Genomic DNA, 21,982 nt, shown 5'->3' with positions numbered 1-21,982 from the left:
GGTCGGGGTCGTCGCCACCGAGAAGGGCGTCGAGTTGGCGGAGGGTTTCTCGCAGGGCGGCGGCGGTCTCCAGGTAGGCGGCGGCGATACGGGCCACTGTCGCCGCCGCCGGAACGGCCAGGCCGCACAGCAGCCCCACCGTGCCCCAGGTCCCGGCAAGGGTGGTGGTGAGAACGGTGCACACAGCGACGGTCCTCCTGGGCAGGGACGGGCCTGAGAGCCGGACCAGTCCCCCAGCCGCGACGTGGTCCTCCACCGTACTGAGGTGGAGCGCGAGCAGTCGGCGGCACAGCGCGGCGTCACCGGCCACGCTGCCACCGGCGCGCACCTCCCGCAGAAAGCGCAGCGGCAGGGTCCGGGCCTGGCGACGGAACAGCATCCGCTGCGCGGTCTGCCACAGCAGCCTCGGCAGCAGCACGGCGAGAACGACTGTGACCAGTACTGCCGGACCACAGCGCTCCAGCAGCGCGTACAAGGGGGAAGTGGGAGAAGTGAAGAGCGCCACGGGAGCCTCCTGGGCGGCCGGGATCGGCTTACGGAGGCCCGGGGCGCGAGGGCCCGGGGTTTCCCGGAGTTCGCGGCGGATTCCGCAGAGATCTTTCCGGCAGGCGCGGCGACGGCACTCCACACGAGCCGGTTGCGCGCCGCTCCTCGCGCCGAGCCGCTCCCGGAGCGGGCAGGAGGCAGGCACATGACGGACCCCGCGCTCTCACCCCGACGGGACGCGCAGGAGGTGGGCGACGGTGAACTGCTGGAGCGCGTACGCCGACCGCGCACTCCCCGGGACCGTGCCGAGGCCCTGGAGGAGATCACCGACCGGCACTTCCGGGACGTGCTGCTCTATCTGACGCGCCGAGTCAAGGACGCCGACCTGGGCATGGAGCTGACCCAGCAGACATTCGCCGACGCCATCGCCGTGCTGGTGTCGAAGGACGCGGAGAGTCAGCCGCGTTCGGGGGACCGGCTCGGCGCCTGGCTCACCGGAATCGCCAAGAACCGGCTCCGTCAGCACTTCACCCGGCGCAGGAGACTCGCCGAACGGGGCAGGCCGCTCGGGCAGGACGAGTCGATGGACGACCATCCGCTCGACGAGCCCGACCGGCCCGATCCGGCGGACGACCCCGTCCGCCTCTTCCAGGCCCGCCGCGTCATCGGCGACGTGGTCGCCACACTGCCCGTGGACGATCGCCTCCTGTACCAGTGGTACTTCCAGGACCAGCTCAAACCCGCCGACATCGCCGACCGGTTGGCGGCGGCTCAGCCGGCGGCCGCCGCACCGAGCGGCGGCGCGACCGGTGCCGTGCCGTCGCAGTCCGTGGCCGACGCCCCCGGCGGGCAGCGGCGCGCTCCGAGCGGGAAGACCCTCAACAACCGGGTCACCGCCCTCAAGACCGTGGTCGCCGAGGGGTTCCACGCCTATCTGCTCGTCCAGAACGACCGCACACTGTGTCCGACGCTCGACGGCATCGTCGGCCGGTATCCGCGCGGCTTCAGCGCGCCGCTGCGCGACCACGTCGTCAAGCACACCTACAACTGCGCGCAGTGCGGGACGTGCGCACGCTGCCGGGTGTGCAGGATCAGGGAGCCGGAGCGGATCACCAGCGCCTGCACGGCGTCGCGTGACTGCCGGGCCTGCGGCATCTGCGAAAGGGAGAGCATCGCGCTGAAGGCCGGCTGGGCGCCGGCCCTCGTTCTCGTACTCGGTCTGCGACCCGTCCGCGAGGCCATCAGCGACATCATCCGGGGCACCGTGCCGGTCGCTCATCAGGACGGCGCCCCACCCGAGCATCGGCCCCGGGGACGTCGGCACCGCTCCCGTGTGCTGGCGGGCGCCGCGGCGGCCGTCCTCGTCGGTGCCGCGGGGGGCGCCGTCGCCCACCTGCTCACCGGCCCCGCGGACGGCCGGGCCTCGGCGGGTTCCGGACCGGACGGCACCGAGACCATCACCGTCGTGCCCGTAGGGGCCCAGGGCGACCCCCGCCCCGACCACACCGTGGAGCCGGCGTCGGGGACCACGGTGCAGAGCTGCTCCGCCTCCGCCTTCGCCGTCAGCCGCGACATCGTCTCCTGCTCGCCGAACGTGCTGACCGCGCAGGCGTGCTGGGTGAGACCCGACGACCGCACGCGGGTGCTGTGCGGCTCGCCCAAGGGGAAGCGGTTACGGGAGTACCGTGCGGGCGCCCCCGTTCCACGGACAGCGCCGAAGCCGCGCAGCGCGATCGTCCCCTGGGCCGTCGAGCTGGCCGACGGCACTTTGTGCACGCCCCGCTGGGCCGGTCCTCCGGCGTCCCTACCCGGCAAGCTCAGCGACCGGTACCACTGCTCGCCCCCCGACGGAGCACCGGCCGGACTCGTCGTCGAGGACTCGAACACGCCCCTTCTGGACAAGAGCGCACCGCGCTGGAAGACCCGGGTCGTGCAACGCACGCAGGACGGCTCCGGCTTCGCCGCGCCGACCTGGCAGGAGGTGGCGGCCGTCTACTACGCGGGCCGGCCCTGAACCGTCGGTGTCCCTCGGCCGACCGACCGACGGAATCGGCTGATCGTCGGCTCATCTTCCTGGCGTCCGAACCACCAACCGGAACCTGAACCGCCCACGGTTGCCTCCGGCAAGCGCAGCCCACAGGATGATCGCTGTGCCAACTAACGCCTCCACCACCCCCCTTGGGGATGCCTGGCCACGCGTACGCACGCCGTGGCCCGCCCGTAGCGCCCCGCTCTACGGCCAGAACTTCGCCAGTGATCCCTTCTCGTACTACGAAAGCCTTCGCAAGACCTTCGGTCCCGTGGCTCCTGTGACGCTGGAGGAGACCGGCGCCTTCCGCGGGTACCTCGTCCTGGACCACGCCTACCAGTTGGAGATCCTGCAAAACCGTGGCCATGTGTGGACGCGGGACTCCCGCTGGTACCGCGACTTCGCCGAGGGGGCCCTGCCTCCGCACCCGTTGATCCCGCAGTTCGCCTACCGGCGCAGCCGCCTGTACGCCGAGGGCATGGAGCACGCGCGGCTCTCGGGCCCCGGCAACAAGGCGCTGGCCGAGCTCAATCTGCTCCGTACCCGCGACCTGATCGAGGACCTGGCCGAGCAGCTGATCACCTCGTTCTTCCCCGAGGGGCCCGCGGAGTGGAACCAGGTCGACATCCTGGACCGGTACGCGCTGCAGCTTCCGCTGCTGGTCATGATGCGGCTGATGGGCATGGACGAGGGCAGCGCGCTGGCCACCGGCGACGCCATCCACGAAATGCTCAGCGGAGGGCCGGGCGCGCAGCGTGCCGCCGCGGAACTCGACTCCCGGATGCGCGCCCTGGTCGAGGAGAAGCAGCGCGACCCTGGGCCCGATCTCGTCTCCTGGATGCACCACTTCAACCGGAGCACTCGGCCGGAACTGGACACCCATCAGCTGAGTGAGGATGTGTGGCTGCAGATCGTCGCCGGTCGTGGCGCCAGCACGACCTGGATCTGCAACACCGTGCTGGAGCTGCTGACCAACCCGGAGCTCAACGCGGATGTCATCGCCGGGCGCTGTCAGATGGAGGAGGCGATGAACCGCGTCATGTGGGTCAACGCCCCCATCCAGAACCTGATCGGCCGCTGGGCCACCCAGGACACGGCGCTGGGCGGATACCCGGTCAACTGCGGCGACATGGCGATCATCTGCCTCGGAGCGACCGGCGCGGACCCGACGATGCTGTCCGCCGGCTTCGACGTCTCCCGTACCAACAGATCGCATCTCGCCTGGGGAGCCGGCTCTCACGGGTGTCCGGCACCGGATCTGGGCACCCTCATCGTCCGTACCGGCCTCGAGGTCCTGTGGAACAGGCTGCCGGGACTTCGGCTGGCCGTTCCCAAGGAGAGGCTCAGCTGGGACCTGCCGTACGTCGCCCGGTCCCCCACCGCGCTGCCGGTGACGTTCCCTCTCCCGCCCACTCCCCCGATGAATGGACAGCAGTGGACAGCACAGCACAGCTTCATCTCGAACCCGCCCCGGCCGATCTCCACGGAACGGAAGGAGCAGCCCTCCGAGCCGCGGGGCCGGTTGCCACTGTGGCGCTCCCTGGTGGCGTGGTGGCCAAAGCGGTGACGACGCGGGAGGCGGGTGCCCTGGTGCTGGGCGACCCCCGCTTCTCCAAGGACATCCGGAACTGGGGCGCGCACGCACGCGGGGAGATACCGGCCGACTGGCCGCTGCTGTTCATCGTGGAGGGCAAGGGCCTGCTCACCACCGACGGGGAGACCCACCGGCGGCTGCGGCTGCCCATCCAGCGTGCGATCTCGCCCCGCCGGGTGCAGGCGCTGCGTCCCCGTATCGAGGCCATCGCCGACCGGCTGCTGGCGGACCTCGCCGCCGTGCCCACCGGGGAGGAGACGGACCTCCACAAGGGCTTCGCGCTGCCGCTGCCGCTGGATGTCATCTGTTCCCTGCTCGGTGTCCCGGAGGAGGGCACGCTGCGCCAGGAGTTGCACGAACTGTCGGCAGCGGCGATGAACTCCGAGGCCGACGTCGAAGAGGTGCAGAACACCGTCGGCCGCCGCTTCCCGGCGACGCTGATGTCGCTCATCGAGCAGAAGCGCGCCCGCGGCGACCGGGACGATCTGACGATGGACCTGGTGGCGGCCCTGGACGAGGGGGAGCTCACCGAGGCGGAGGTCATCGGCAATCTGGTGGTGACGGTCATCGGTGGGCACGAGACCACGGCCAACCTGATCTGTCACGCCGTCAAGGGGCTGCTGACGCACCCCGAAACGCTGGAGGCGGCCAGGGCGCAGGAGAAAGCGGGTGAGAACCCGTGGCCGGCCATCGTCGAGGAGGCCCTGCGCTGGGAGTCCCCCAGCCGCAATGTGATGTTCCGCTACGCCACCGAGGACGTGGACGTGGACGGTGCCGTCATCCGGGAGGGAGAGGCGGTGCTGGTGCCGCTGCCGGCCATCCAGCGTTGCCCGCACGCCTTCCCGGACCCGGATCCGGAGGTGTTCGCCCCCGACCGCCCGGACGTCTCGCGCCATCTGGCCTTCGGCTTCGGCCCGCACCGCTGCCCTGGCGCGTCCCTCGCCAGGCTGGAGGCCGAGATCGCGCTGCGGCGGCTGTTCGAGGACTTCCCCGGGCTGGCGCTGTCCTCCACCCCCGCTCCCAGAGTGCCGTCCCTGGGGATCAACGGCTATCAGCAACTGCCGGTCCTGCTGCGCTGACCGGGCCTGCCGCGCTCAGGTGTGCGCACGCCATACGAGCGTGTACCGCCAGAAGAGCCGACGGCGCAGCCGCGCGCCCGGCAGGGCGAGGTGGGCTTCCCGGACGATCTCGGGGAAGCCCATCTGCGCCGGCCGGGTCGCGGCGGTCATCGAAGGGGGCGGTGGTGCCGTACGGCCCCTGTTGCGGCTCCAGCCGACGGCGGCGTTCAGCGGCGCGGCGACGGCTCCCAGCAGATGGTCGCCGAGGGTCTGCGCCCGTGCGCACCCGACGACCACCAGCGTTCCTCCGGGAGCCAGCTGCCGCCGGAAGCGCTCAAGTGTCTCGGTGAACGGCAGATGGTGGAGGACCGCGACGCAGGTGATGACGTCGTAGGGCCCCGCGGGGAGCCTGGTCCGCGCGTCGACGACGGTGAAGGTCACCGGGGCGCTCGCCGGTGTCGACTCCCTCGCCCGCGCGGTGATGGCCGGGTCGGCGTCGATCGCCTGCACCTCGTCGGCGCGGGTCGCCAGCAGTCTGGCCAGGTCACCGCTGCCGGCACCGACGTCGAGAGCGCGGCCGAAGCGCCGTGGAAGCTGCCGCAGGATCCAGCGGTGATAGTGCGCGTTGTGGTCCCACGGGTGCGCGGCGTTGAAGCGGTCGAGCGCGTCCAGGACGCGGTTCGGCAGCGTCGTCATGCGAGTAGTCCATCATGACGGCACTGCCGAACCGTCTCCGGTCCACCCCCGTGCCTACGGCGGCCGGACCGGGCGAACGGCGACCGGGCCAGTTGGTCGCCACGGTTCAGGCCCGGGCCGGTACCTGGTCCGTCGTGGCCTGTTCACCGGCGGCCTGGTCATCGCCGGGCGTGCGCAGCGCCGGGATGAGGGCAGCGACAGCGGCGGCGACCAGGGCGACTCCGCAGCCGATCAGCAGGCCGGTGCGGAAGCCGTCGCGGGAGGCGAACTCGTGGCCGCTTATGGTGATGGTCAGTTGGGCGAGCACCACACCGATCACGGCGGAGCCGATCGTGGTGCCGAGCGAACGCATCAGCGTGTTGAACCCGTTGGCGGCCGCGGTCTCGGAGAGCGGGACCGAGCCCATGATCAAGGCGGGCATCGCGCCGTAGGCGAGGCCGACGCCGCTGTTGATGACGATGCCGACGAGCATCACCCCCCAGGCGGAGCCCATCAGCGCCAGTGAGATGCCGTATCCCGCGGAGATCACCAGCGCGCCGCAGACCAGGGCGAGTTTCGGGCCGCGCGCGTTGATCAGCTTCCCGCCGAGCGGGGAGACGATCATCATCATCACGCCGCCGGGCGCCATCCACAGACCGGCGGCCAGCATCGACTGCCCCAGCCCGTACCCGGTCGCCTCGGGGAACTGCAGCAGCTGCGGGGCGATCAGCATGAAGGCGTACATGCCGACGCCGACGAGGATCGAGGAGACATTGGTGAGCAGCACCCGCGGGCGTGCCGTGGTGCGCAGGTCGATCAGTGGATCGCGGGTGCGCAGCTCCCACAGTCCCCAGGCGGACAGGGCCACGGCTGCGACGGCGAACAGGCCGAGCGTGGTGCTCGAACTCCAGCCCCAGTCGGCGCCCTTGGAGATCGCCAGCAGCAGACTGACCAGACCGACGGCGAGCCCGAGGGCCCCCGGCGCGTCGAAGCGCTGGCCCTTGGCGCCGGCCGGGACGTCTGGGACGAGGAACCAGACCAGCGCCCCGATCATCAGTGCCAGGACCGCGGAGCCCCAGAACAGCACCCGCCAGTCGGCGTACTCGGCGACCGCGGCGGCGACCGGCAGACCTATGGCGCCGCCGATCCCCATGGAGGCGCTGACCAGGGCGATGGAGCCGCTGAGCTTCTCGGTCGGCACCACGTCGCGCAGCAGCGCGATACCCAGCGGCACCATGCCCATGCCCATGCCCTGCAGCCCCCGGCCGATGACCATCGGAACGACGGACGAGGCGAGCGCGCACACCACCGAGCCGACCACCAGCGGGACGGCACAGGCCAGCAGCACCCGGCGTTTGCCGACGAGGTCGCCGAGCCGCCCGGAGACCGGTACGCACACACCCGCGACGAGAAGCGTGACGGTGATCACCCATGCCGCGTTCGAGGGCGTGGTGTGCAGGATCCGCGGCAGTTGAGCGATCAGCGGGGTCACCAGGGTCTGCATGACCGCGGCGACGGTGCCGGCCAGCGCGAGCGTGGCGACGACGCCGCCCGGTCGTGAGGTCGGCTGGGGACCGTCCATGTCAGGACTCCTCTACGGGGTTTCGTGGCAACCGGTGCGGGACGCATGAGCGACTGGCGTCCGCAGCGGGTGTGCATCTTACACATTCTGTGTATCGACCACGCCATATGTGCCATGCATCTGCGTGATACACATGGACGCTGGAGCCGCACTCGGCCGTCCGGCGCGCAAGGACCCTGAAGGAGACACATGAACGAGACCACGCGCCAGGTGGAGTACGAGCAGATGCTGCTCGGCCGCTATCTGCACCTGCACAAATCGAAGGGGCGGCGCAAGGACAGCACGCTGGACCGCAGCGCCTACATCCTGCTCAGCCGCATCCGGATGCAGGGCCCGATGTCCATCGGCCAGCTCTGCGACGCCTTCGGTCTCGACGCCTCCACACTCAACCGCCAGACCGCGGCAGCGATGCGCGCCGGACTCATCGAGCGCATCCCCGATCCGGACGGTGGCATGGCGCGCAAGTTCCGCATCACCGCGGAAGGTGAACAGCGGCTCGACGACGAGCGCGAGGGGATCGTCCACAGCCTGGATCGCATCATGGCCGACTGGGCCGACGAGGACATCGCCGCCTTCGCCGACTACCTCAAGCGCTTCAACACCGACATCGAGCGCCTGGACGGCCGCCCCTGGCCCCGTCCGTAGCCGTCCGGACGTCACCCCGGCCGCCAGTTCCGTCCAAACCCGTGGTCAGTTCAACAGTTGAGCGGTTCAAGCCATCGCCACACCGCCCACGGCATCGCATCCTTACCCCAGGACCAAGGACACGCTCCGTCAGCGGCGGGGTCCGAACGGCGAGGAGGGAACGAGTCGATGCCCATACCGGTGTGCTCGCTGATCAACAACGAGAACCAGAAAATCGCGGCCGACGGCGCGTACCACGTGGTGCGCTTCCCGTTCGGCGGAGGCGAATCGTACGACGAAGAGGGCATGCACCAGGTACGCCAGCCGGACGGTTACGAAGTGACCAACTGGCGTGCTGACGACCGCTCCGGCTTGATCTGGCCCTCCGTCGAAGGATGGGGCGTCATCACGGCCATGATCCAGTGGGAGGACGGCAACTACAGCGAACTGCGCGACCAGCTCGTACGTGATCCGCTCGGCCTCACCGACAACCCGGTGGACACCACGGCCACGGACCACCGGCGCCCCTCCCCCGGGATGCAGTGCTTCACCAAGCACCACGAGCTCTTCGTGCACCCGGACATACCGCTGGCCGTCCGTGTCGCGCACAACGACTCCGCGTCGCGGGACCTGGTACATGCGCAGTTCAAGCTCGCCATCCACACCTGAGCCCCTCCCAGGCCCCGCTTTCCCGCCCTCACTCCGTGCCGTACGGCCGGGAAATCGATCGAGCGCGAGGCGGGTCGAAGCTACAGTGGGTGAGCCATGCGGCCCAGGTGCGCAGGCGGGGGATACTTCCACTGATAATGGGGTTGTTGCGGGTTCGAGTCCCGTCGGACGCCGAGGCGTCCGTAGCTCAAGCGGGTAGAGCGCCACGTCTCCCCCACCGCTCTTGATCTCTGGGCTCTCACATGTGCGGAGTCTCCACGGAGACGAGAAACGGGTGGGAGGTCTTCCTCCCACCCGTTTCTTTTGGTGCGCGGGCGCGGCTGCCGGGACCCGGCCCAGGCGTCCACGGTCACCCCCGATTGATCAGGATTTCCTGAATTCATGATTTGCTGTACCGTCAGTGGCGTGCTGACTGTTGCCTCCGACATCGAGGTGCTGGCCCGGTTCGGCCGCGCGCTCGCCGATCCCATCCGCTGCCGGCTCCTGCTCGCCCTGCGGGAAGCCCCCGCCTATCCGTCCGACCTCGCCGACACGCTGGGCATCTCCCGTACCAGGCTGTCGAACCACCTGGCCTGTCTGCGCGACTGCGGCCTGGTCGTCACCGCGCCCGACGGGCGCCGTACCCGCTACGAACTGGCCGACGAACGCCTCGGCCATGCCCTGGACGACCTCCGTACCGCCGTGGTGGCGGTGGAGAGCGACCGCGCGTGCGTGGACGCCGACGAGAAGGGCTGCTGCTGACCATGTCGGCGGAGACATCCCTCTCCCCCGCCCCCGCCCGCCGCGACGTACTGACCCGCCGCATACGACTGCTGGTCGGCGCGACCCTCACCTACAACGCCGTCGAGGCCGTAGTCGCCCTCACCGCCGGCGCCCTCGCCTCCTCCACCGCGCTGATCGGCTTCGGGCTGGACTCCGTGATCGAGGTCTCCTCCGCCGCGGCGGTCGCCTGGCAGTTCTCCGCACGCGAGCACGCCGTACGGGAGGCGCGGGAGAAGACCACACTGCGGATCATCGCGGTGTCGTTCTTCGCACTCGCCGCCTACGTCGGCGTCGACGCGGTACGCGCGCTGCTCGGCGGCGGGGAAGCGGAACGCTCGACGCCGGGCATCGTGCTGGCCGCACTGTCCCTGGCAGTGATGCCGTTCCTGTCCGCCGCCCAGCGCAGGACCGGACGGGAACTCGGCTCCGCCTCAGCGGTCGCGGACTCAAAACAGACCCTGCTGTGCACCTATCTGTCCGCCGTTCTGCTGGTCGGCCTGGTCCTCAACGCCACACTCGACTGGTCCTGGGCGGACCCCCTCGCGGCCCTGGCCATCGCCGCCGTCGCGGTCAAGGAGGGCCGGGACGCCTGGCAGGGCAGAGGGTGCTGCGCGGCCCCGGCCACCGCGGTGGCACCGCCCGTCGGTGCCGCGGCCACGACCGACGCCTGCGCCTGCCGTTCCGGCTGCGACTGCTGCGCCTGACCAGCTGCCCGGCTGCCCGGCTGCCCACGCCGCAACGGCCGGACCGACAACCGGAGCGCTGCCATACTGCGAGAAGGATCTTCGGGAGGAGCATTTCATGGACGAGGTGACGCTGCGGGCTCTGTACGAACGCTGGTTGAAGGAGCTGTGGAACGGGGACCTCCCCGTGGCGCGGGAGATCGTCGCCCCGGGCTTCACGATCCACCATGGGGCGATCCAGCCGGGCGGCGAGAACGAACTGAAGGGACCGGACGGGATCGCGAACATGATCTCCATGAGCCGGGAGTACTTCACCGAGCTGACCTTCGAGATCGAAGTCGGTCCCGTGACGCAGGGGGATCTCATCTGCGCCCGCTGGGTCGGTCGCGGCACCTACAAAGGCGGGTTTCCCGGAGCGACCGCCGAGCCCGGCACAAAGGTCGTCTTCCGGGGGAACGACATCCTCCAGGGCGCGGACGGCCGGTTCGTCGCGTACTGGGTGTGCTCCGACGGCCCGTATCTGTCCCAGCAACTCGGAGTCGAGTGACCTCACCCTCTCCTCGCCATAGCGGACCGGAACTGTCCCAACAGGGCTCTACTGTCGCCGCCATGAGCACTGACCAGGAGTTCGTCCCCTTCCGTATCGACATCCCGCAGGCCGACCTCGACGACCTCGCCGACCGGCTCGCTCGCACCCGCTGGCCCGCCGCACTGCCCGGGGTCGGGTGGAGCCGCGGTGTGCCGCCGGCCTATTTGCAGGAACTGGCGGCCTACTGGGCCACGCAGTACGACTGGCGGACGCAGGAGGCGCGGATGAACGCCCATCCGCAGTTCACAACGGTCGTCGAGGGGCAGCGGCTGCACTTCCTGCATGTGCGGTCCCCGCATCCGGATGCCACGCCGCTGCTCCTGCTGCACGGTTGGTGCGGTGCGTTCGCCGACTTCCTCGACGTCGTCGGCCCGCTCACGGACCCGACGGCGCACGGCGGTACGGAGGCGGACGCCTTCCACCTGGTGATCCCGTCACTGCCGGGCTTCGGTTTCTCCACACCGCTGGCCGGTCCCGGTATGGGGCCCGCCCGGATGGCCGGGGTACTGGTGCGGCTGATGGAACGGCTCGGCTATGAGCGCTACGGCGTGCAGGGCTACGACACCGGGGCCTGGGTGGCGCCCGAGGTCGGCAAGCAGGCGCCGGAGCGGGTGACCGGTGTCCATCTGAACGCTCTGATCTCCGTCCCGATCGGTGCGGAGGGCGAGCTGGACGGCCTCTCCGCGGCGGACGAGCGGCGCCGACAGCGGATGGAGAACTTCAACGACGGCTATCTGCAGTGCAACTCCAAACGCCCGCAGACCGTCGCCTACGCCCTCACCGACTCCCCCGCCGGTCAGCTCGCCTGGATGGTCGAGAAGTTCCAGGAGCTCACCGACCCGGCGGAGGGACTGCCGGAGGAGAGCATCGACCGGGACCGCTTCTTGACCACCATTTCGCTCTACTGGCTGACGGCCACGGCAGCATCGTCGGCGCAGGTCTACTACGAGGCGATCTCGGCCGCGGAGTGGGCCGACGTCGAAGAAGGCGCCTGGTCCGGCACCGACAGTGGTGCCGACAGCGGTGCCGACCCGGGAACGGACGCGCAGGAGCAGGACTGGGCGGCGGCGCAGCGCGGCACCGTACCCACCGGAGTCCTGCTCTCGGCGCACGATGTGACCGTCCGTCCGTGGGCCGAGCGGGACCACGCCATCGTGCGCTGGACCGAACTTGGGACAGGTGGCCATTTCCTCGCGCTGGAGGCTCCGGACCTACTGGTCGAGGACGTAAGGGCGTTCTTCCGCGCGCTGCGCTGACTCGGCCTGCCGGCGGCGTCACCGGGCCCGGGAGTCCGCCGCGCACGCCCCCTCGGCCAGGTGCACCAGTTCCTCGGCCGGGTCGGCGCGGAAGGCGGCGCGGGCTGCCGCTGTCTGCCGGGCGCGGGCGGGGCCGGGGAACGCCAGTTCGTGGGCGCTGCGGGCCGGTTCTCCCTTGCCCACCGCGTACCGGGAGAGCCCGGCCCGCGCCATGGCCTGCACGCCGGCCGCGGCGTGCCCCGGCAGTGGCCGGTGGCTGACGACGGGCAGCCCCGCCGCCAGAGCCTGGGCGGCGGTCTGCCCTGCCGCGTTGTCGAGCAGCACATGGACCTGCGCCATGAGCCCAGGCAGGTCGGTCACCCAGCCGAGGGGCAGCAGGCCGGGGTGGCGGGCGGCGCGGTGCCGCAGGCGTTCGTCGTTCCCGCACAGCAGGACCGGCACGCAGCCGTGCGCCGTCAGCTGCCGCGCCGTCTCCAGCAGCCGGGTGCCGACCCCCCAGGCGCCGGTGGACATCAGCACGGCGGGCCGCTCGGGGGAGACGGGGGAGGTCCGCTGCGCGGCTGCCGCCACGTGCCGGTCCAGCAGGGCCCGCCAGTGGCCGTCCACGTCGCGGGGCCGGAAGAACCGGGCGGGCACCACGGGGCCCACGGTGCGCGCGGGACCTCCGACGGTCTCCCGTACCTCCTCGGCGGCCTTCTCGGTGACACACAGATGGAGGTCGTTTCCGGGGTGCAGCCAGCCGCGGTGGACGGCGAAGTCGACCACGACGACCGCCGTGGGCACCTCCAGCGCGCCCCGCGCCCGCAGCCGCCCGGTCACCTGCGCGCCCAGATGGAAGGTGGGGACGACGACATCGGGCCGCCAGTCGGCGACGGCCCGCAGCAGCGGACGCTCGGCGAGGGCCGCCAGGGGTGCGCTGCTCGGGCGGGGGCCCGGCGCGTCGGCGGTCGCGAGGAAGCCGGCGTAGACGGCGCCGTACAGCCGGGGCACATGCCGTACGGCGGCGCGGTAGCCACTCCGCAGCGCCCCGCCTGAGCCCGCCGGCAGCAGGGTGAGCACGTCGCGGACGACGGCGGCGTGACCGCGGGCCCGCAGCCGGTGCGCCAGTTCGTGTGCGACCGCATCGTGGCCCGCGCCCATGCTGGCACTCAGCAGCAGGAAGCGGTGCGGCATGGGGCTCCAGGGTTCGTCGGTTGGCGGACCGGCGCGGCCCGGACGGCGCGGCCCGGTCGGTGCTCTCGGGCTCTGTGGGCGGCTCGGCGCTCCCGGACCCCTCGGCACATCCGTAGACCAGTGTGCTGTCCGCCCGTCAGCGGCGGCGTAGCGACACTCAGTCGGGCCGACAGGCGGCAGCGTCCCCGCTCGGCTTCCGGGTCCCGCCAGCACGGGTCGGGGGCGGCTTCCGGTCGCCTTCCGGTGTTCCTCGGAGGGGAGCCGAACAGGTGGTTCGGTCGGCCCGGGAAGGGCTCCGGGCGGGTGTGCAGCGTGGTTGCCAGCATGCTGGAGCCGGGGCCCTCTGTGCCCCGGTACACCTACCCCGGCCCCGACGCGGCCCGTACTGCTCACCGGAGGCGTCTGTGTTCGACAGGCTCGGCAGATCCGACCGCCGTCCGACGCACCCTCTGCACCGAGCCTCCGCCGTGCGCCGCCCGCACCGGAGGCAGCCGACCGGCCGGCTGTCCGTACCCGCCCATGTCCGGCCGCCGGAGCGCACCCGGGGCGATCCGCAGTCGGTGGCCGAGCAGCACGGGCACCGGCCGGTGGCGCTGGTGACGGGTGCGTCCTCCGGTATCGGCACGGCCGTCGCCGAACGGCTGGCCGACGACGGCGACTGGCGCCTGCTGCTCAACGGGCGGGACGAGGGGCGGCTGGCGCAGGTCGCGACCCGGACGGGCGGCGTGCCGTTGGCGGCCGACCTGGTCGATCCCCGGGCGCGGGTGCGGCTCGCCGAGGAGGCACTGGTGCACAGCGGTCGGGTGGACGCGCTGGTGGCCGGTGCGGGCATCGGCTGGGCCGGGCCGTTCACGGCGATGCCGCACGAGGCCATCGACGACGTGGTGGCCGTCAATCTCGACGCGACGCTGCACCTGGTGCGTCTCGTGCTGCCGGGCATGGTGGAACGGCGCTGCGGACAGGTGGTGCTGATCGGTTCCATGGCGGGCAGCGTGGGGGTGCGCGGGGAGGCGGTGTACGCGGCGACGAAGGCCGGACTCACCGCGTTCGCCGACAGCCTGCGCTACGAGCTGGCGTCGACCGGGGTGCGGGTGTCGATGGTGCTGCCGGGGGCGGTCGACACGCCGTTCTTCCAACGGCGCGGCAGTCCGTACCGCCGCGAGCGGCCCCGGCCCGTTCCGGCGGTGCAGGTGGCCGAGACGGTCTGCCGTACGCTGCGGACGGGCCGCCCGAACGCCTACGTACCGTCCTGGATGGCCATGCCCGCCTGGCTGCACGGAACGGCCCCCGGGGTGTTCCGCAGCCTGGCCCAGCGCTTCGGGTAGGCGCACACGTGCTGTGGACAGCGGTCTCGGTCCTGCTGGCGGTCTTGGCCGCGCTGGGCAACGCCGCCGCGTCGGTGCTGCAGCGGCGGGCTGCCGCCGTGGAGCGCCCCGGTCCGTCCGGGCGCCGGCTGTCGTGGCTGCCGGGGCTGCTGCGCCGTCCGATCTGGCTGTGGGGCGCGGCGACGCTGGTGCTGTCCGCGGTGTGCCAGGCGGGAGCGCTGGCGACCGGGCCACTGGCTGTGGTGCAGCCGGTGATGACGACGGAGCTGCTGTTCACCTTGATGCTGGGGGGCTTGATGTTCCGGCAGCGCCCCGGGCGGCGGGCGTGGGCGGCGTTCGGGGCGATGGTGGTGGGACTGGCGGCGCTGCTGTGGCTGGTCTGGCCGTCGGGCGGGTCGGCCTCCGTGCCCCCGGGCCGCTGGCTGGTGGCGGCCCCGTTGATGGCCGGGCTGGTGGTGGTGCTGGTCGTGGTGGCCTTCCGGTTGCCGTCGGCGCCCCGGGCCACCGTGCTGGGCTCGGCCACAGCCGTACTGTTCGGGGTGACGGCCGCGCTGATGAAGGACGCGATCTCGCACCTGGCCGACGACGGGCTGGTCGCGCTGCTGACCGCGTGGCAGACCTACGGGGTGGCCGTCGCCGGGGTGGCGGGGTTCCTGATGCTGCAACTGACGCTGCACGCGGGCACGCTGGTGGCCTCCCAGCCCGCGCTCACGCTGGGCGACGCGTTCTTGAGCGTGGTGCTGGGCGCGGCGCTGTTCGACGAACGGCTGTCGCTGGGCTGGCGGGTGGCGCCGGAGGTGGTCGCCCTGGCGCTGATCAGCGTGGGCAGCGTACAGCTGGCCAGGACCCCGGCGGTGTCGGGCGCCTCCGAGGAGGAGATCTGGTGAGCCGGCCGCGCCCCCTGACAGCCCTGGCGACCGTGCCGGCGGCCGTCGCCGCCGCACACATCCTCCCGGCCGCGACCTCGCTGCCGGCCGTACGGGCCGTGCTGCGCCCCTCACTGGACGGGCGCGGCAGCGCCGACCACATCGCCCTGACGTTCGACGACGGGCCCGACACCCGTTCCACCCCGCACTTCCTGCGGGAGCTGGACCGGCTGGGCGTGCGCGCCACCTTCTTCCTGCAGGGCGCGGCGGCACGGCGCCACCCCGCTCTCGTACGGCGGATGGCCGCCGAGGGGCACGAACTGGCCGTGCACTGCTGGGAGCACCAGCCGCCGTGGCTGCCCCGCCCGCTCGCCGACCGCGCGGACCTGGAGCGCGCCATGACGGCGGTACGCGAGAGCGCGGGCTCGGAACCGCGCTGGTACCGACCGCCGTACGGGGTGCTCACCGCGACCCGGTGGTGGGCCGCGCGGCGGCTGGGGCTGCAGCCGGTGCTGTGGACCGCTTGGGGCCGCGACTGGCAGCCGGACACCGATCCGGACGGCGTGCTCTCCCAGCTGCGCGACCGGCTGACGGGCGGGGCGACCGTCCTCCTGCACGACAGCGACCGCAACAGTGCTCCCTTTTCCTGGCGGGTGACGCTGGCGGCGCTCCCCCGCCTGGTCGACCGCTGCCGCGCCGCGGGGTGGACGGTGGGGCCGCTGGCGGAGCATGGCATGCCGACGGTGGGGCGCGGCCACGCGGCCCGTAGCGGCAGCCGGTGACAGGTCAGCGGTCCTGGTGGGCCGCCAGCGTGTGCATCAGGTCGGCGGTCGCCGGGTAGAGCGCGCGGTAGAGGCCGTACAACTCCTCGTAGCGGGCCGCGGTCCCCGGGCGCGGGGTGACGATCTCCCGGACGGGGTTCCACTCGTCGATGGAGGCGTCGGTCACCAGTTGCGCGGCCAGCAGCGCACCGCCGTAGCCGGCGCCGATGGTGGTGGTGCGCAGCTCCTGGGGCCTGCCGGTGACATCGGAGACGATCCGTGTCCACAGCCCGCCCTGGGTGCCGCCGCCGACGGCGACGACCCTGCGGATGTCGCCGCCCGCCTTCTCCAGGGCCTCGATGTTGTGCCGCACGGCGTAGGCGGTGGCCTCAAGGGCGGCACGGTAGAGATCGCCGCGGGTGTGGGAGAGGGTCAGGCCCGCGATGACACCGCGGGCCTGCGGGTCGAGCAGTGGCGTCCGCTCCCCCGCGAAGTACGGCAGCATCAGCAGGCCGTTGGCGCCGGGCCCGGAGTCCTCGGCGAGCTGGAGGAGTTCGGGGTACCCGGGGTTGCCGAACAGTTCCCGCAGCCAGCCGGTGACCGCGCCGGAGGTGGCCATGCCCCCGGCGAGGTTGCGGGTGTCGGGAAGGGCGCCGACGGTGCTCCACAGCGCGGAGTCGGTGAGCAGGCCGGGCACGGTGTGGATCAGGAACATCGTCGTGCCGTACATCAGCATGAGGTCGCCGGGCTGGTGCGCGCCCACGCTCAGCGCCTCCGCCCAGGCGTCGATGGTGCCGGTGATGACCGGAATCCCCTGGGGCAGTCCGGTTCTGCGCGCGGCCTCCGCGGTGACGGTCCCGGCGGCCTCGCCGGACCAGCGCAGCGGCGGGAGTTCGATACCGGGGGCGATACGGTCGGCCCACGGGGCGTACCACCGGCGGGCGACGGTGTCGTAGAGCGGGGTGGTCTGGCTCGCGGAGTGGTGGTCCAGCACATAGGCGCCGGTCAGCTTGCGCACGAGCCAGGAGCTGGGCATGTAGAGCCGACGGGCACGGGCGAACAGCTCCGGCTCCTCGTCCGCCACCCAGGCGATCTTCGCTCCGGCGGCCTGGCTGCTCAGGTCCGAACCGCAGCGCCGCCGGATCTCCTCGACGCCCAACTCCGCGCCGAGCCGGGCGATCTGGTCGACCGCGCGGGTGTCGACGCCGTACAGCACCGCCGGGCGCAGCGGCACGTCGTCCGCGTCGGTGAGCAGGACGCAGGGGCCCATGCCGCTGACCCCGACGGCGACGACCTCGGCGTCGGTTCCGGTGGTCAGTTCGCGGGAGAGGGCGACCAGTTCGTCCCACCAGATGTCGGCGTCCATCTCCACATGTCCGGGAGCGGGCCGGTCGACGGAGTGCTCGCGTACGGCCGAGCGCAGCAGTGTGCCGTCCAGACCGACCAGGACGCCTTTGCTGCTGGAGGTGCCGATGTCCACACCCAGGACTGCGTTGAGGGCCATGGCGGCAGGCTTCCAGGAATTGTTTGCAGCCGTCAACGACTCCCTTGCTCTCGTCGACCGGGCGTGGAGCACCATACCCGGTCACCAAGTGTCACCATATGCCTAGTTTTTCAGGCAGATCGTAGGGGAGGCAGGAGGCGGAGCTCCACGCCATGGACTCCGTAGCCGACCCAAGGAGCAGTGCATGACGCCGACCCGTGCCCGGACCCCCCGGGCCACCGCCACCAGGTTCGCCGCCGCCGCTTTCGCGGGGCTGATCCTGCTGTGCCTCCCGGCGGGCGCCACCGCGGCGGCCGCGGGCGCCGCCACCCCGCCCGGCCTGAGCTGCCACACCGGCAAGCACCACAACGACCCCTACACCGGCTTCGCCCTGTGCAAGAACAACGGCAGGGCGACACAGACCTTCTGGGTGCACCTGGTGTGCGGCTGGGCGCCGGACGTCGACGGCAACCGCGTGACACTGCGCCCCGGGCAGTCGGGCCAGTCCACCGCGCACTGCGGTGCGCTCGGCACCGGCATCGGGAAGATCGAGGTGCGGCCGTAGGAGCGGCGGGACGGGCGTGAGCGTCGGGGGCCGGGAACCAGGCGCAGTCCCGGTGCCGGGGGGACGCGGACGAGCCGCGGGGCGCGCCCTAGTCGCAGCCGCGACGCCCAGCGCTCCTCGCCGACTGCTGCGCCAACGCCGCGAAGCGGGCGGCCAGTCGCTGCCACACCGGAGTGGCGGTGGCGCCGTCCTCGGTCGCCCGGCGGAGGAGTTCCGCCCGGTCGAGGCCGTGTTCGGCCAGGCGTCGCGGGTCCCAGGTGCGGATCCGGTCCGGGTCGGTCTCCGGGTGGAACTGCACACCCCATGCCCGCTCGCCGACCCGGAACGCCTGGTAGGGGCAGTGCTCGCTCTCGGCCAGCCAGACGGCGCCGGGCGGCAGCGCGGTGATGGCGTCCACATGCCGTTCGATGGCCGTCACCCGTGCGGGCAGGCCGTGGAAGAGGGGATCGCTTCCCGCCACCGGCCGCAGGGTGAGCGGGGTGCTGCCGATCTCCGGCTCACCGTGCTGTGCCGCGACCTGTCCCCCGGCCACGTGCGCCAGCAGCTGGCCGCCGAGGCAGATCCCGAGGAACGGTGTGCCCGCTTCGAGCGCCTGCGCCGCCAGGGCTCGGGTGGGCGCGAGCCACGGAGCGCGCGAGTCGTCGTCGGGCATGAAGCCGCCGCCCAGCACGACGAGGGCGTCCTGTGTCAGCCGGGACGGCAGCGGGCCGCCCTCGTACGCCCGGACGATCTCCACCGCGACCCCGGCCTCCGCCAGCCAGTCGCCGAAGCGCCCCGGCCCTCCCCGGGCCGTGTTCTGCACCACCAGGGCTTTCGCCGCCACCCGCACCAGCCTTCCCGCCCGGCCTGCGCCGGCCTTGTCGTACCCGCGCTGCCACCGGTCCGCCGCCCGCGTGCTGCCGGTGCCTCGCGGGTGTCCACGTTCGGTGCGTCCATCGTTGCTCATGGTGGCACGGTGCGTACGGCTTCCGACCGCGACTCTTCGTGATCGAGGGGACCCATCGAGGGGGTACGGGCCTCTTCCGGCGCTTCGGCGGGACCGGAAGAGGCCGTGTCGGAGGGCTGGAATGGCCCTGACTGGTCACCTGCCGTAGGGGTACCCGGAGAGCCCCAACAGTAGGAAAGGGAGGAATCATGGGGCTCGCTCACCGGAAGAGCTTCCGACTGCTGCCGGGAGTACGGATGAACGTCCGCCGCCGGTCGGTGTCCTTCGTCACGGGTGACCGCCACAGCCCACGCCGGTCGCGCAGGTCGCTGGGGCGGCGCACCTCGCTGCTGCAACTGCCCGGTTCGCTCGGTCGCCGGCGCTCCACCCGACGCCTGGGCCGCAGCCGCACGATCCGCCACTGACCACCGCAGCGGGCGATGCCGAGGGCCGGACGGGCTGTTCGCACCCGTCCGGCCCTCGGTGCGGCTGAGCCGATCCGCTCAGCCGCTCGACGCGTCACCGCGTCGGCCGCGTCAGATACGGCCGTCGGTCAGTCGCGTCAGGGGTCCGGCGCTTCTGCGGGCGCTCCTGCGCCCCAGCGCGAACGCTCCCGCCACCAGGACCAGCAGGCCGCCTGCCGCCCCGGCGGTGATCTTCTTGCGCTCCTTGACGGCGGTGACACCCACCGTGGCCGCCGTACCGGCCTTGGACCCCACGGACACCAGCGTGTCCTTGGCAGCCTCTCCCTTCTTCTTGGCGGCCTCGCCGGCCGAGTTCGCGGCCTCGCCCGCCTTGGCGGCGGTCCTGGAGGCCGCGGCCGTGGTCTCGGACGCGGCCTTGGTGGCGCGCTGGGCGCCGCCCTTGGCCGCGTTCGAGGTCACGGTTGCCGCCTTGCTGTTCGCACTGCTTCCCTTGGAATTCTTCACCGGGTCAGCCATACGGCAGCGGGTAACCGGGCGTCGTCTTCTCAAACGGCAACGGACAAAGAGGCGTTCGACCGTCGGCCGCCGTAGCTGCCGTCAGCCGCCGTACATACCGCGGAAGAGCAGCACGCCGAGCACCATGCCCAGTACCAGCCCGGCTATGGACACCCCGATCGCGACCGGCGCCAGCCGTTCCTGTTTGGACTTGGCGATGACACCGCAGACGATCCCCGCGATGCCGAAACCGGGTGGGCAGAAGATGAAGGCGACGGCACCGAGCACGATGCCGACGATGCTCAGCGTGTTGGAGTCGTTCCCGGGCGGCGGTCCTGGCTGGTACGGCGGGCCTGACTGATAGGGCGGTCCGGAGTAAGACACAGCTCCCCCTCCAACGTCGATGACGGCCACCCTAGGGAGTGACCGCACCCCTGAACAGCCCGGGTGCGGTCGGTCGTGCTGTCAGGCGGGTCTCACGGTGGACTCGGCGGAGCCGGCCGTCGAGGAGGTCGAGGAGTAGGAGGAGCCCTCCACGGCGGCGACAAAGCCCTTGAGCCCTTTGAGCAGTGCCTCGCGCTCGCGGGACGGCATGGCGGTCAGGATTTCCAGGAGAGCCTCCTCGCGCTGCTCCCGCATGTCCCGCAAGTACGCGCGGCCCCGCCGGGTCAGCCGCAGTTCCAGCTCCCGCCTGCTGGTGGGGCTCGGCAAGCGCTCCACGAATCCGATCGCCTCCAGCCGGTCGCAGAGCCTGCTGACCGACGACGGCGCCGAGCCCAGGGCCTCCCCCAATGCCCGCAGATTCATGCCCTCGTCACGGTCGACGCAGTACATGACGCGCAGCTGTGAGGGAGAGACCGGTGCGGTGGAGGCGGCGTTCCGGCCGCGCTCCCACAGCACTTCGAGCAGTTCGATGACCTCACCTGCCCGTTGTGTGGCGTCACGGGCGTTACGTCCGGTAGGTGAGGGGTTCACGCCCATACCAGTACCACTCCATATCGGCGGCACGAACGGGCCGACCGGGCCCCGCGCCTGCTTCTCCTCGGTGTTCCACTCGGCGGGGCGCGTCGGCGCCGGGGAAGCCGGGCGCTCCGCAACGTTCGGGCCGGCGCCGAGAGGGGGGCGGGAACGGCTTTTCACCGGCTCGATGCGGCGCCCAGCATCGCCAAGCCTATCCCTGAGCACCCCGTATGCCCGATCAGACACATGTCATGCCCGCTGCGACCAAGGTTCACGCAGCGTGCAGGAAGAGCGTCGCCGAACAGGGCGCGCACCACCGCGAGTGCGGCGCGCGAGCGGGCATGCGACAGCACTGCCCGCGTCATGTGTGCAGAAGACGTACGGGGCGCGAGAGTGCTCCTGGGGCTTGTCGTCCCTGTCACCCCCGCGGTTTCCGGTCGCTAGGATCCGGGGCAGGTGTCCGGGCGCGGGGCCCGGGGAGTGCGGGTTGGGGTGGATATGGTCGCTGGCCGAGTCGTCCGGTTCGACGGTGCGCGGGGGTACGGGTTCATCGCCCCGGACCACGGGGGCGAAGATGTGTTTCTGCACGCGAACGATCTGATGATGCCGGAGTCGTTCGTCCACACCGGCGTGGCGGTCGAGTTCGAGATCGAGGACGGGGACCGGGGTTTGAAAGCCTCTGCCGTCCGGCTGCTCGAACGTCCCGATTCCCCGTCGTTCGAGCCGCCGACCGCTGCCGGGAGCCACCCCCCGCACCGTCCCGTGGCGCCCCGCGCTTCGGACGACGGCGACGATCCGATGTGCGATGTGCTCAGCGTCGCGGAGTACACCAGGGCGGTGACGGAGCTGCTGCTGGAGGCCGCGCCCGGGCTGACCGGGGCGCAGATCCTGGACATCCGCCGACGACTGGTGCAGTTCGGCGAGAGCCACGGCTGGACGGAGGACTGACCGCCGGAGGCGGGAAGGCGCCGACACGCTCGGCGACAGCTCGCTGCCG

At 71.8% G+C, this 21,982-nt stretch carries 24 protein-coding genes and 1 tRNA gene; 16 read left to right on the top strand and 9 right to left on the bottom strand.

The features are described from left to right. The coding region (locus tag KBY19_RS31210; protein ID WP_210967189.1) for a hypothetical protein at nt 1–505 on the bottom strand (505 nt) is incomplete at its 3' end. Between the two features lie 186 nt (nt 506–691). Between KBY19_RS31210 and KBY19_RS31205 the strand changes: the two genes are divergently transcribed. From KBY19_RS31205 to KBY19_RS31200, 3 genes are all read left to right on the top strand, one after another. Beyond that, nucleotides 692–2,500, top strand: coding sequence for an RNA polymerase sigma factor (locus KBY19_RS31205; RefSeq protein WP_210967188.1), 1,809 nt, complete (start codon nt 692–694; stop codon nt 2,498–2,500). A 286-nt stretch (nt 2,501–2,786) separates the two neighbouring features. Next, complete coding sequence (locus KBY19_RS36990) at nt 2,787–4,082, top strand: cytochrome P450 (RefSeq protein ID WP_307842241.1); 1,296 nt, start codon at nt 2,787–2,789, stop codon at nt 4,080–4,082. Further along, complete coding sequence (locus tag KBY19_RS31200) at nt 4,064–5,188, top strand: cytochrome P450 (RefSeq protein WP_307843671.1); 1,125 nt, start codon at nt 4,064–4,066, stop codon at nt 5,186–5,188. Before KBY19_RS36990 ends, KBY19_RS31200 begins: the two co-directional genes overlap by 19 nt. A 15-nt stretch (nt 5,189–5,203) precedes the next feature. On the opposite strand, the gene KBY19_RS31195 is transcribed toward KBY19_RS31200, so the two are convergent. Both KBY19_RS31195 and KBY19_RS31190 read right to left on the bottom strand, forming a co-directional pair. Next, a complete protein-coding gene (locus tag KBY19_RS31195; protein WP_099885543.1) occupies nt 5,204–5,863 on the bottom strand; it encodes a bifunctional 2-polyprenyl-6-hydroxyphenol methylase/3-demethylubiquinol 3-O-methyltransferase UbiG in 660 nt (219 codons plus the stop codon). A 106-nt stretch (nt 5,864–5,969) separates the two neighbouring features. Further along, nucleotides 5,970–7,424 (bottom strand): MFS transporter, encoded by a 1,455-nt coding sequence (locus tag KBY19_RS31190; RefSeq protein ID WP_210967187.1) that lies wholly within the window; start codon nt 7,422–7,424, stop codon nt 5,970–5,972. Nucleotides 7,425–7,613: 189 nt separating this feature from the next. Between KBY19_RS31190 and KBY19_RS31185 the strand changes: the two genes are divergently transcribed. From KBY19_RS31185 to KBY19_RS31155, 7 genes are all read left to right on the top strand, one after another. Next, entirely contained in the window at nt 7,614–8,069 is a 456-nt protein-coding gene (locus KBY19_RS31185) for a MarR family winged helix-turn-helix transcriptional regulator (RefSeq protein WP_185018720.1), read from the top strand. A gap of 168 nt (nt 8,070–8,237) precedes the next feature. Beyond that, nucleotides 8,238–8,717: a hypothetical protein gene (locus KBY19_RS31180; protein WP_099885540.1), complete on the top strand. Its 480-nt coding sequence runs from the start codon at nt 8,238–8,240 to the stop codon at nt 8,715–8,717. Nucleotides 8,718–8,826: 109 nt separating this feature from the next. Next, nucleotides 8,827–8,890: transfer RNA gene (locus KBY19_RS31175), tRNA-Ser, on the top strand. Between the two features lie 232 nt (nt 8,891–9,122). After that, nucleotides 9,123–9,458, top strand: coding sequence for a helix-turn-helix transcriptional regulator (locus KBY19_RS31170; protein WP_099885539.1), 336 nt, complete (start codon nt 9,123–9,125; stop codon nt 9,456–9,458). 2 nt (nt 9,459–9,460) lie between these two features. Continuing rightward, a complete protein-coding gene (locus KBY19_RS31165; RefSeq protein ID WP_185019606.1) occupies nt 9,461–10,183 on the top strand; it encodes a cation transporter in 723 nt (240 codons plus the stop codon). Between the two features lie 97 nt (nt 10,184–10,280). Then, nucleotides 10,281–10,709, top strand: a complete 429-nt coding sequence (locus KBY19_RS31160; protein WP_099885537.1) for an ester cyclase — start codon at nt 10,281–10,283, stop codon at nt 10,707–10,709. Nucleotides 10,710–10,771: 62 nt separating this feature from the next. Further along, nucleotides 10,772–12,007: an epoxide hydrolase family protein gene (locus KBY19_RS31155; RefSeq protein WP_185018718.1), complete on the top strand. Its 1,236-nt coding sequence runs from the start codon at nt 10,772–10,774 to the stop codon at nt 12,005–12,007. 18 nt (nt 12,008–12,025) lie between these two features. Here KBY19_RS31155 and KBY19_RS31150 read toward each other — a convergent pair whose 3' ends face one another. Next, complete coding sequence (locus KBY19_RS31150) at nt 12,026–13,180, bottom strand: galactosyldiacylglycerol synthase (RefSeq protein WP_210967186.1); 1,155 nt, start codon at nt 13,178–13,180, stop codon at nt 12,026–12,028. A gap of 560 nt (nt 13,181–13,740) precedes the next feature. Here KBY19_RS31150 and KBY19_RS31145 point away from each other — a divergent pair. Genes KBY19_RS31145 through KBY19_RS31135 form a run of 3 tightly spaced genes read left to right on the top strand, consistent with a single transcriptional unit; the run spans nt 13,741 to nt 16,153 of the window. After that, entirely contained in the window at nt 13,741–14,505 is a 765-nt protein-coding gene (locus KBY19_RS31145; protein ID WP_099886949.1) for an SDR family oxidoreductase, read from the top strand. 8 nt (nt 14,506–14,513) lie between these two features. Further along, the gene (locus KBY19_RS31140; RefSeq protein WP_180289817.1) at nt 14,514–15,392 is read left to right on the top strand and encodes a DMT family transporter; all 879 of its coding nucleotides are present in this window, start codon (nt 14,514–14,516) and stop codon (nt 15,390–15,392) included. Further along, a complete protein-coding gene (locus KBY19_RS31135; protein WP_210967185.1) occupies nt 15,389–16,153 on the top strand; it encodes a polysaccharide deacetylase family protein in 765 nt (254 codons plus the stop codon). The genes KBY19_RS31140 and KBY19_RS31135 overlap by 4 nt, the downstream gene beginning before the upstream one ends. A 4-nt stretch (nt 16,154–16,157) precedes the next feature. Here the strand turns inward: KBY19_RS31135 and KBY19_RS31130 are convergent, their stop codons facing one another. Then, on the bottom strand, nt 16,158–17,636 hold the full coding sequence (locus KBY19_RS31130) for an FGGY-family carbohydrate kinase (RefSeq protein ID WP_210967184.1): 1,479 nt from the start codon (nt 17,634–17,636) through the stop codon (nt 16,158–16,160). Between the two features lie 184 nt (nt 17,637–17,820). Here KBY19_RS31130 and KBY19_RS31125 point away from each other — a divergent pair, with 184 nt between their 5' ends. Next, on the top strand, nt 17,821–18,180 hold the full coding sequence (locus KBY19_RS31125; protein WP_099885532.1) for a hypothetical protein: 360 nt from the start codon (nt 17,821–17,823) through the stop codon (nt 18,178–18,180). An 88-nt stretch (nt 18,181–18,268) separates the two neighbouring features. On the opposite strand, the gene KBY19_RS31120 is transcribed toward KBY19_RS31125, so the two are convergent. After that, a complete protein-coding gene (locus KBY19_RS31120; RefSeq protein WP_210955027.1) occupies nt 18,269–19,126 on the bottom strand; it encodes a type 1 glutamine amidotransferase in 858 nt (285 codons plus the stop codon). A 188-nt stretch (nt 19,127–19,314) separates the two neighbouring features. Here KBY19_RS31120 and KBY19_RS31115 point away from each other — a divergent pair, with 188 nt between their 5' ends. Next, nucleotides 19,315–19,530: a DUF4236 domain-containing protein gene (locus tag KBY19_RS31115; protein ID WP_099885530.1), complete on the top strand. Its 216-nt coding sequence runs from the start codon at nt 19,315–19,317 to the stop codon at nt 19,528–19,530. A 111-nt stretch (nt 19,531–19,641) separates the two neighbouring features. On the opposite strand, the gene KBY19_RS31110 is transcribed toward KBY19_RS31115, so the two are convergent. The 3 genes from KBY19_RS31110 to KBY19_RS31100 all read right to left on the bottom strand — a co-directional run bounded on the left by KBY19_RS31110 (nt 19,642) and on the right by KBY19_RS31100 (nt 21,006). Next, nucleotides 19,642–20,046, bottom strand: coding sequence for a hypothetical protein (locus tag KBY19_RS31110; protein WP_185018708.1), 405 nt, complete (start codon nt 20,044–20,046; stop codon nt 19,642–19,644). Nucleotides 20,047–20,127: 81 nt separating this feature from the next. Further along, entirely contained in the window at nt 20,128–20,409 is a 282-nt protein-coding gene (locus KBY19_RS31105) for a hypothetical protein (protein ID WP_099885528.1), read from the bottom strand. 81 nt (nt 20,410–20,490) lie between these two features. Continuing rightward, nucleotides 20,491–21,006, bottom strand: coding sequence for a MarR family winged helix-turn-helix transcriptional regulator (locus KBY19_RS31100; RefSeq protein ID WP_185018706.1), 516 nt, complete (start codon nt 21,004–21,006; stop codon nt 20,491–20,493). A gap of 477 nt (nt 21,007–21,483) precedes the next feature. Here KBY19_RS31100 and KBY19_RS31095 point away from each other — a divergent pair, with 477 nt between their 5' ends. Further along, a complete protein-coding gene (locus KBY19_RS31095; RefSeq protein ID WP_210967183.1) occupies nt 21,484–21,933 on the top strand; it encodes a cold-shock protein in 450 nt (149 codons plus the stop codon). Nucleotides 21,934–21,982: the final 49 nt, after the last annotated feature.

It is taken from the genome of Streptomyces sp. B15 (assembly GCF_018070605.1).
Classification (GTDB): Bacteria; Actinomycetota; Actinomycetes; order Streptomycetales; family Streptomycetaceae; genus Streptomyces; species Streptomyces smyrnaeus.
Note: the sequence above shows the minus strand (reverse complement) of the source record. Positions and strands in the feature narration are given on the sequence as shown.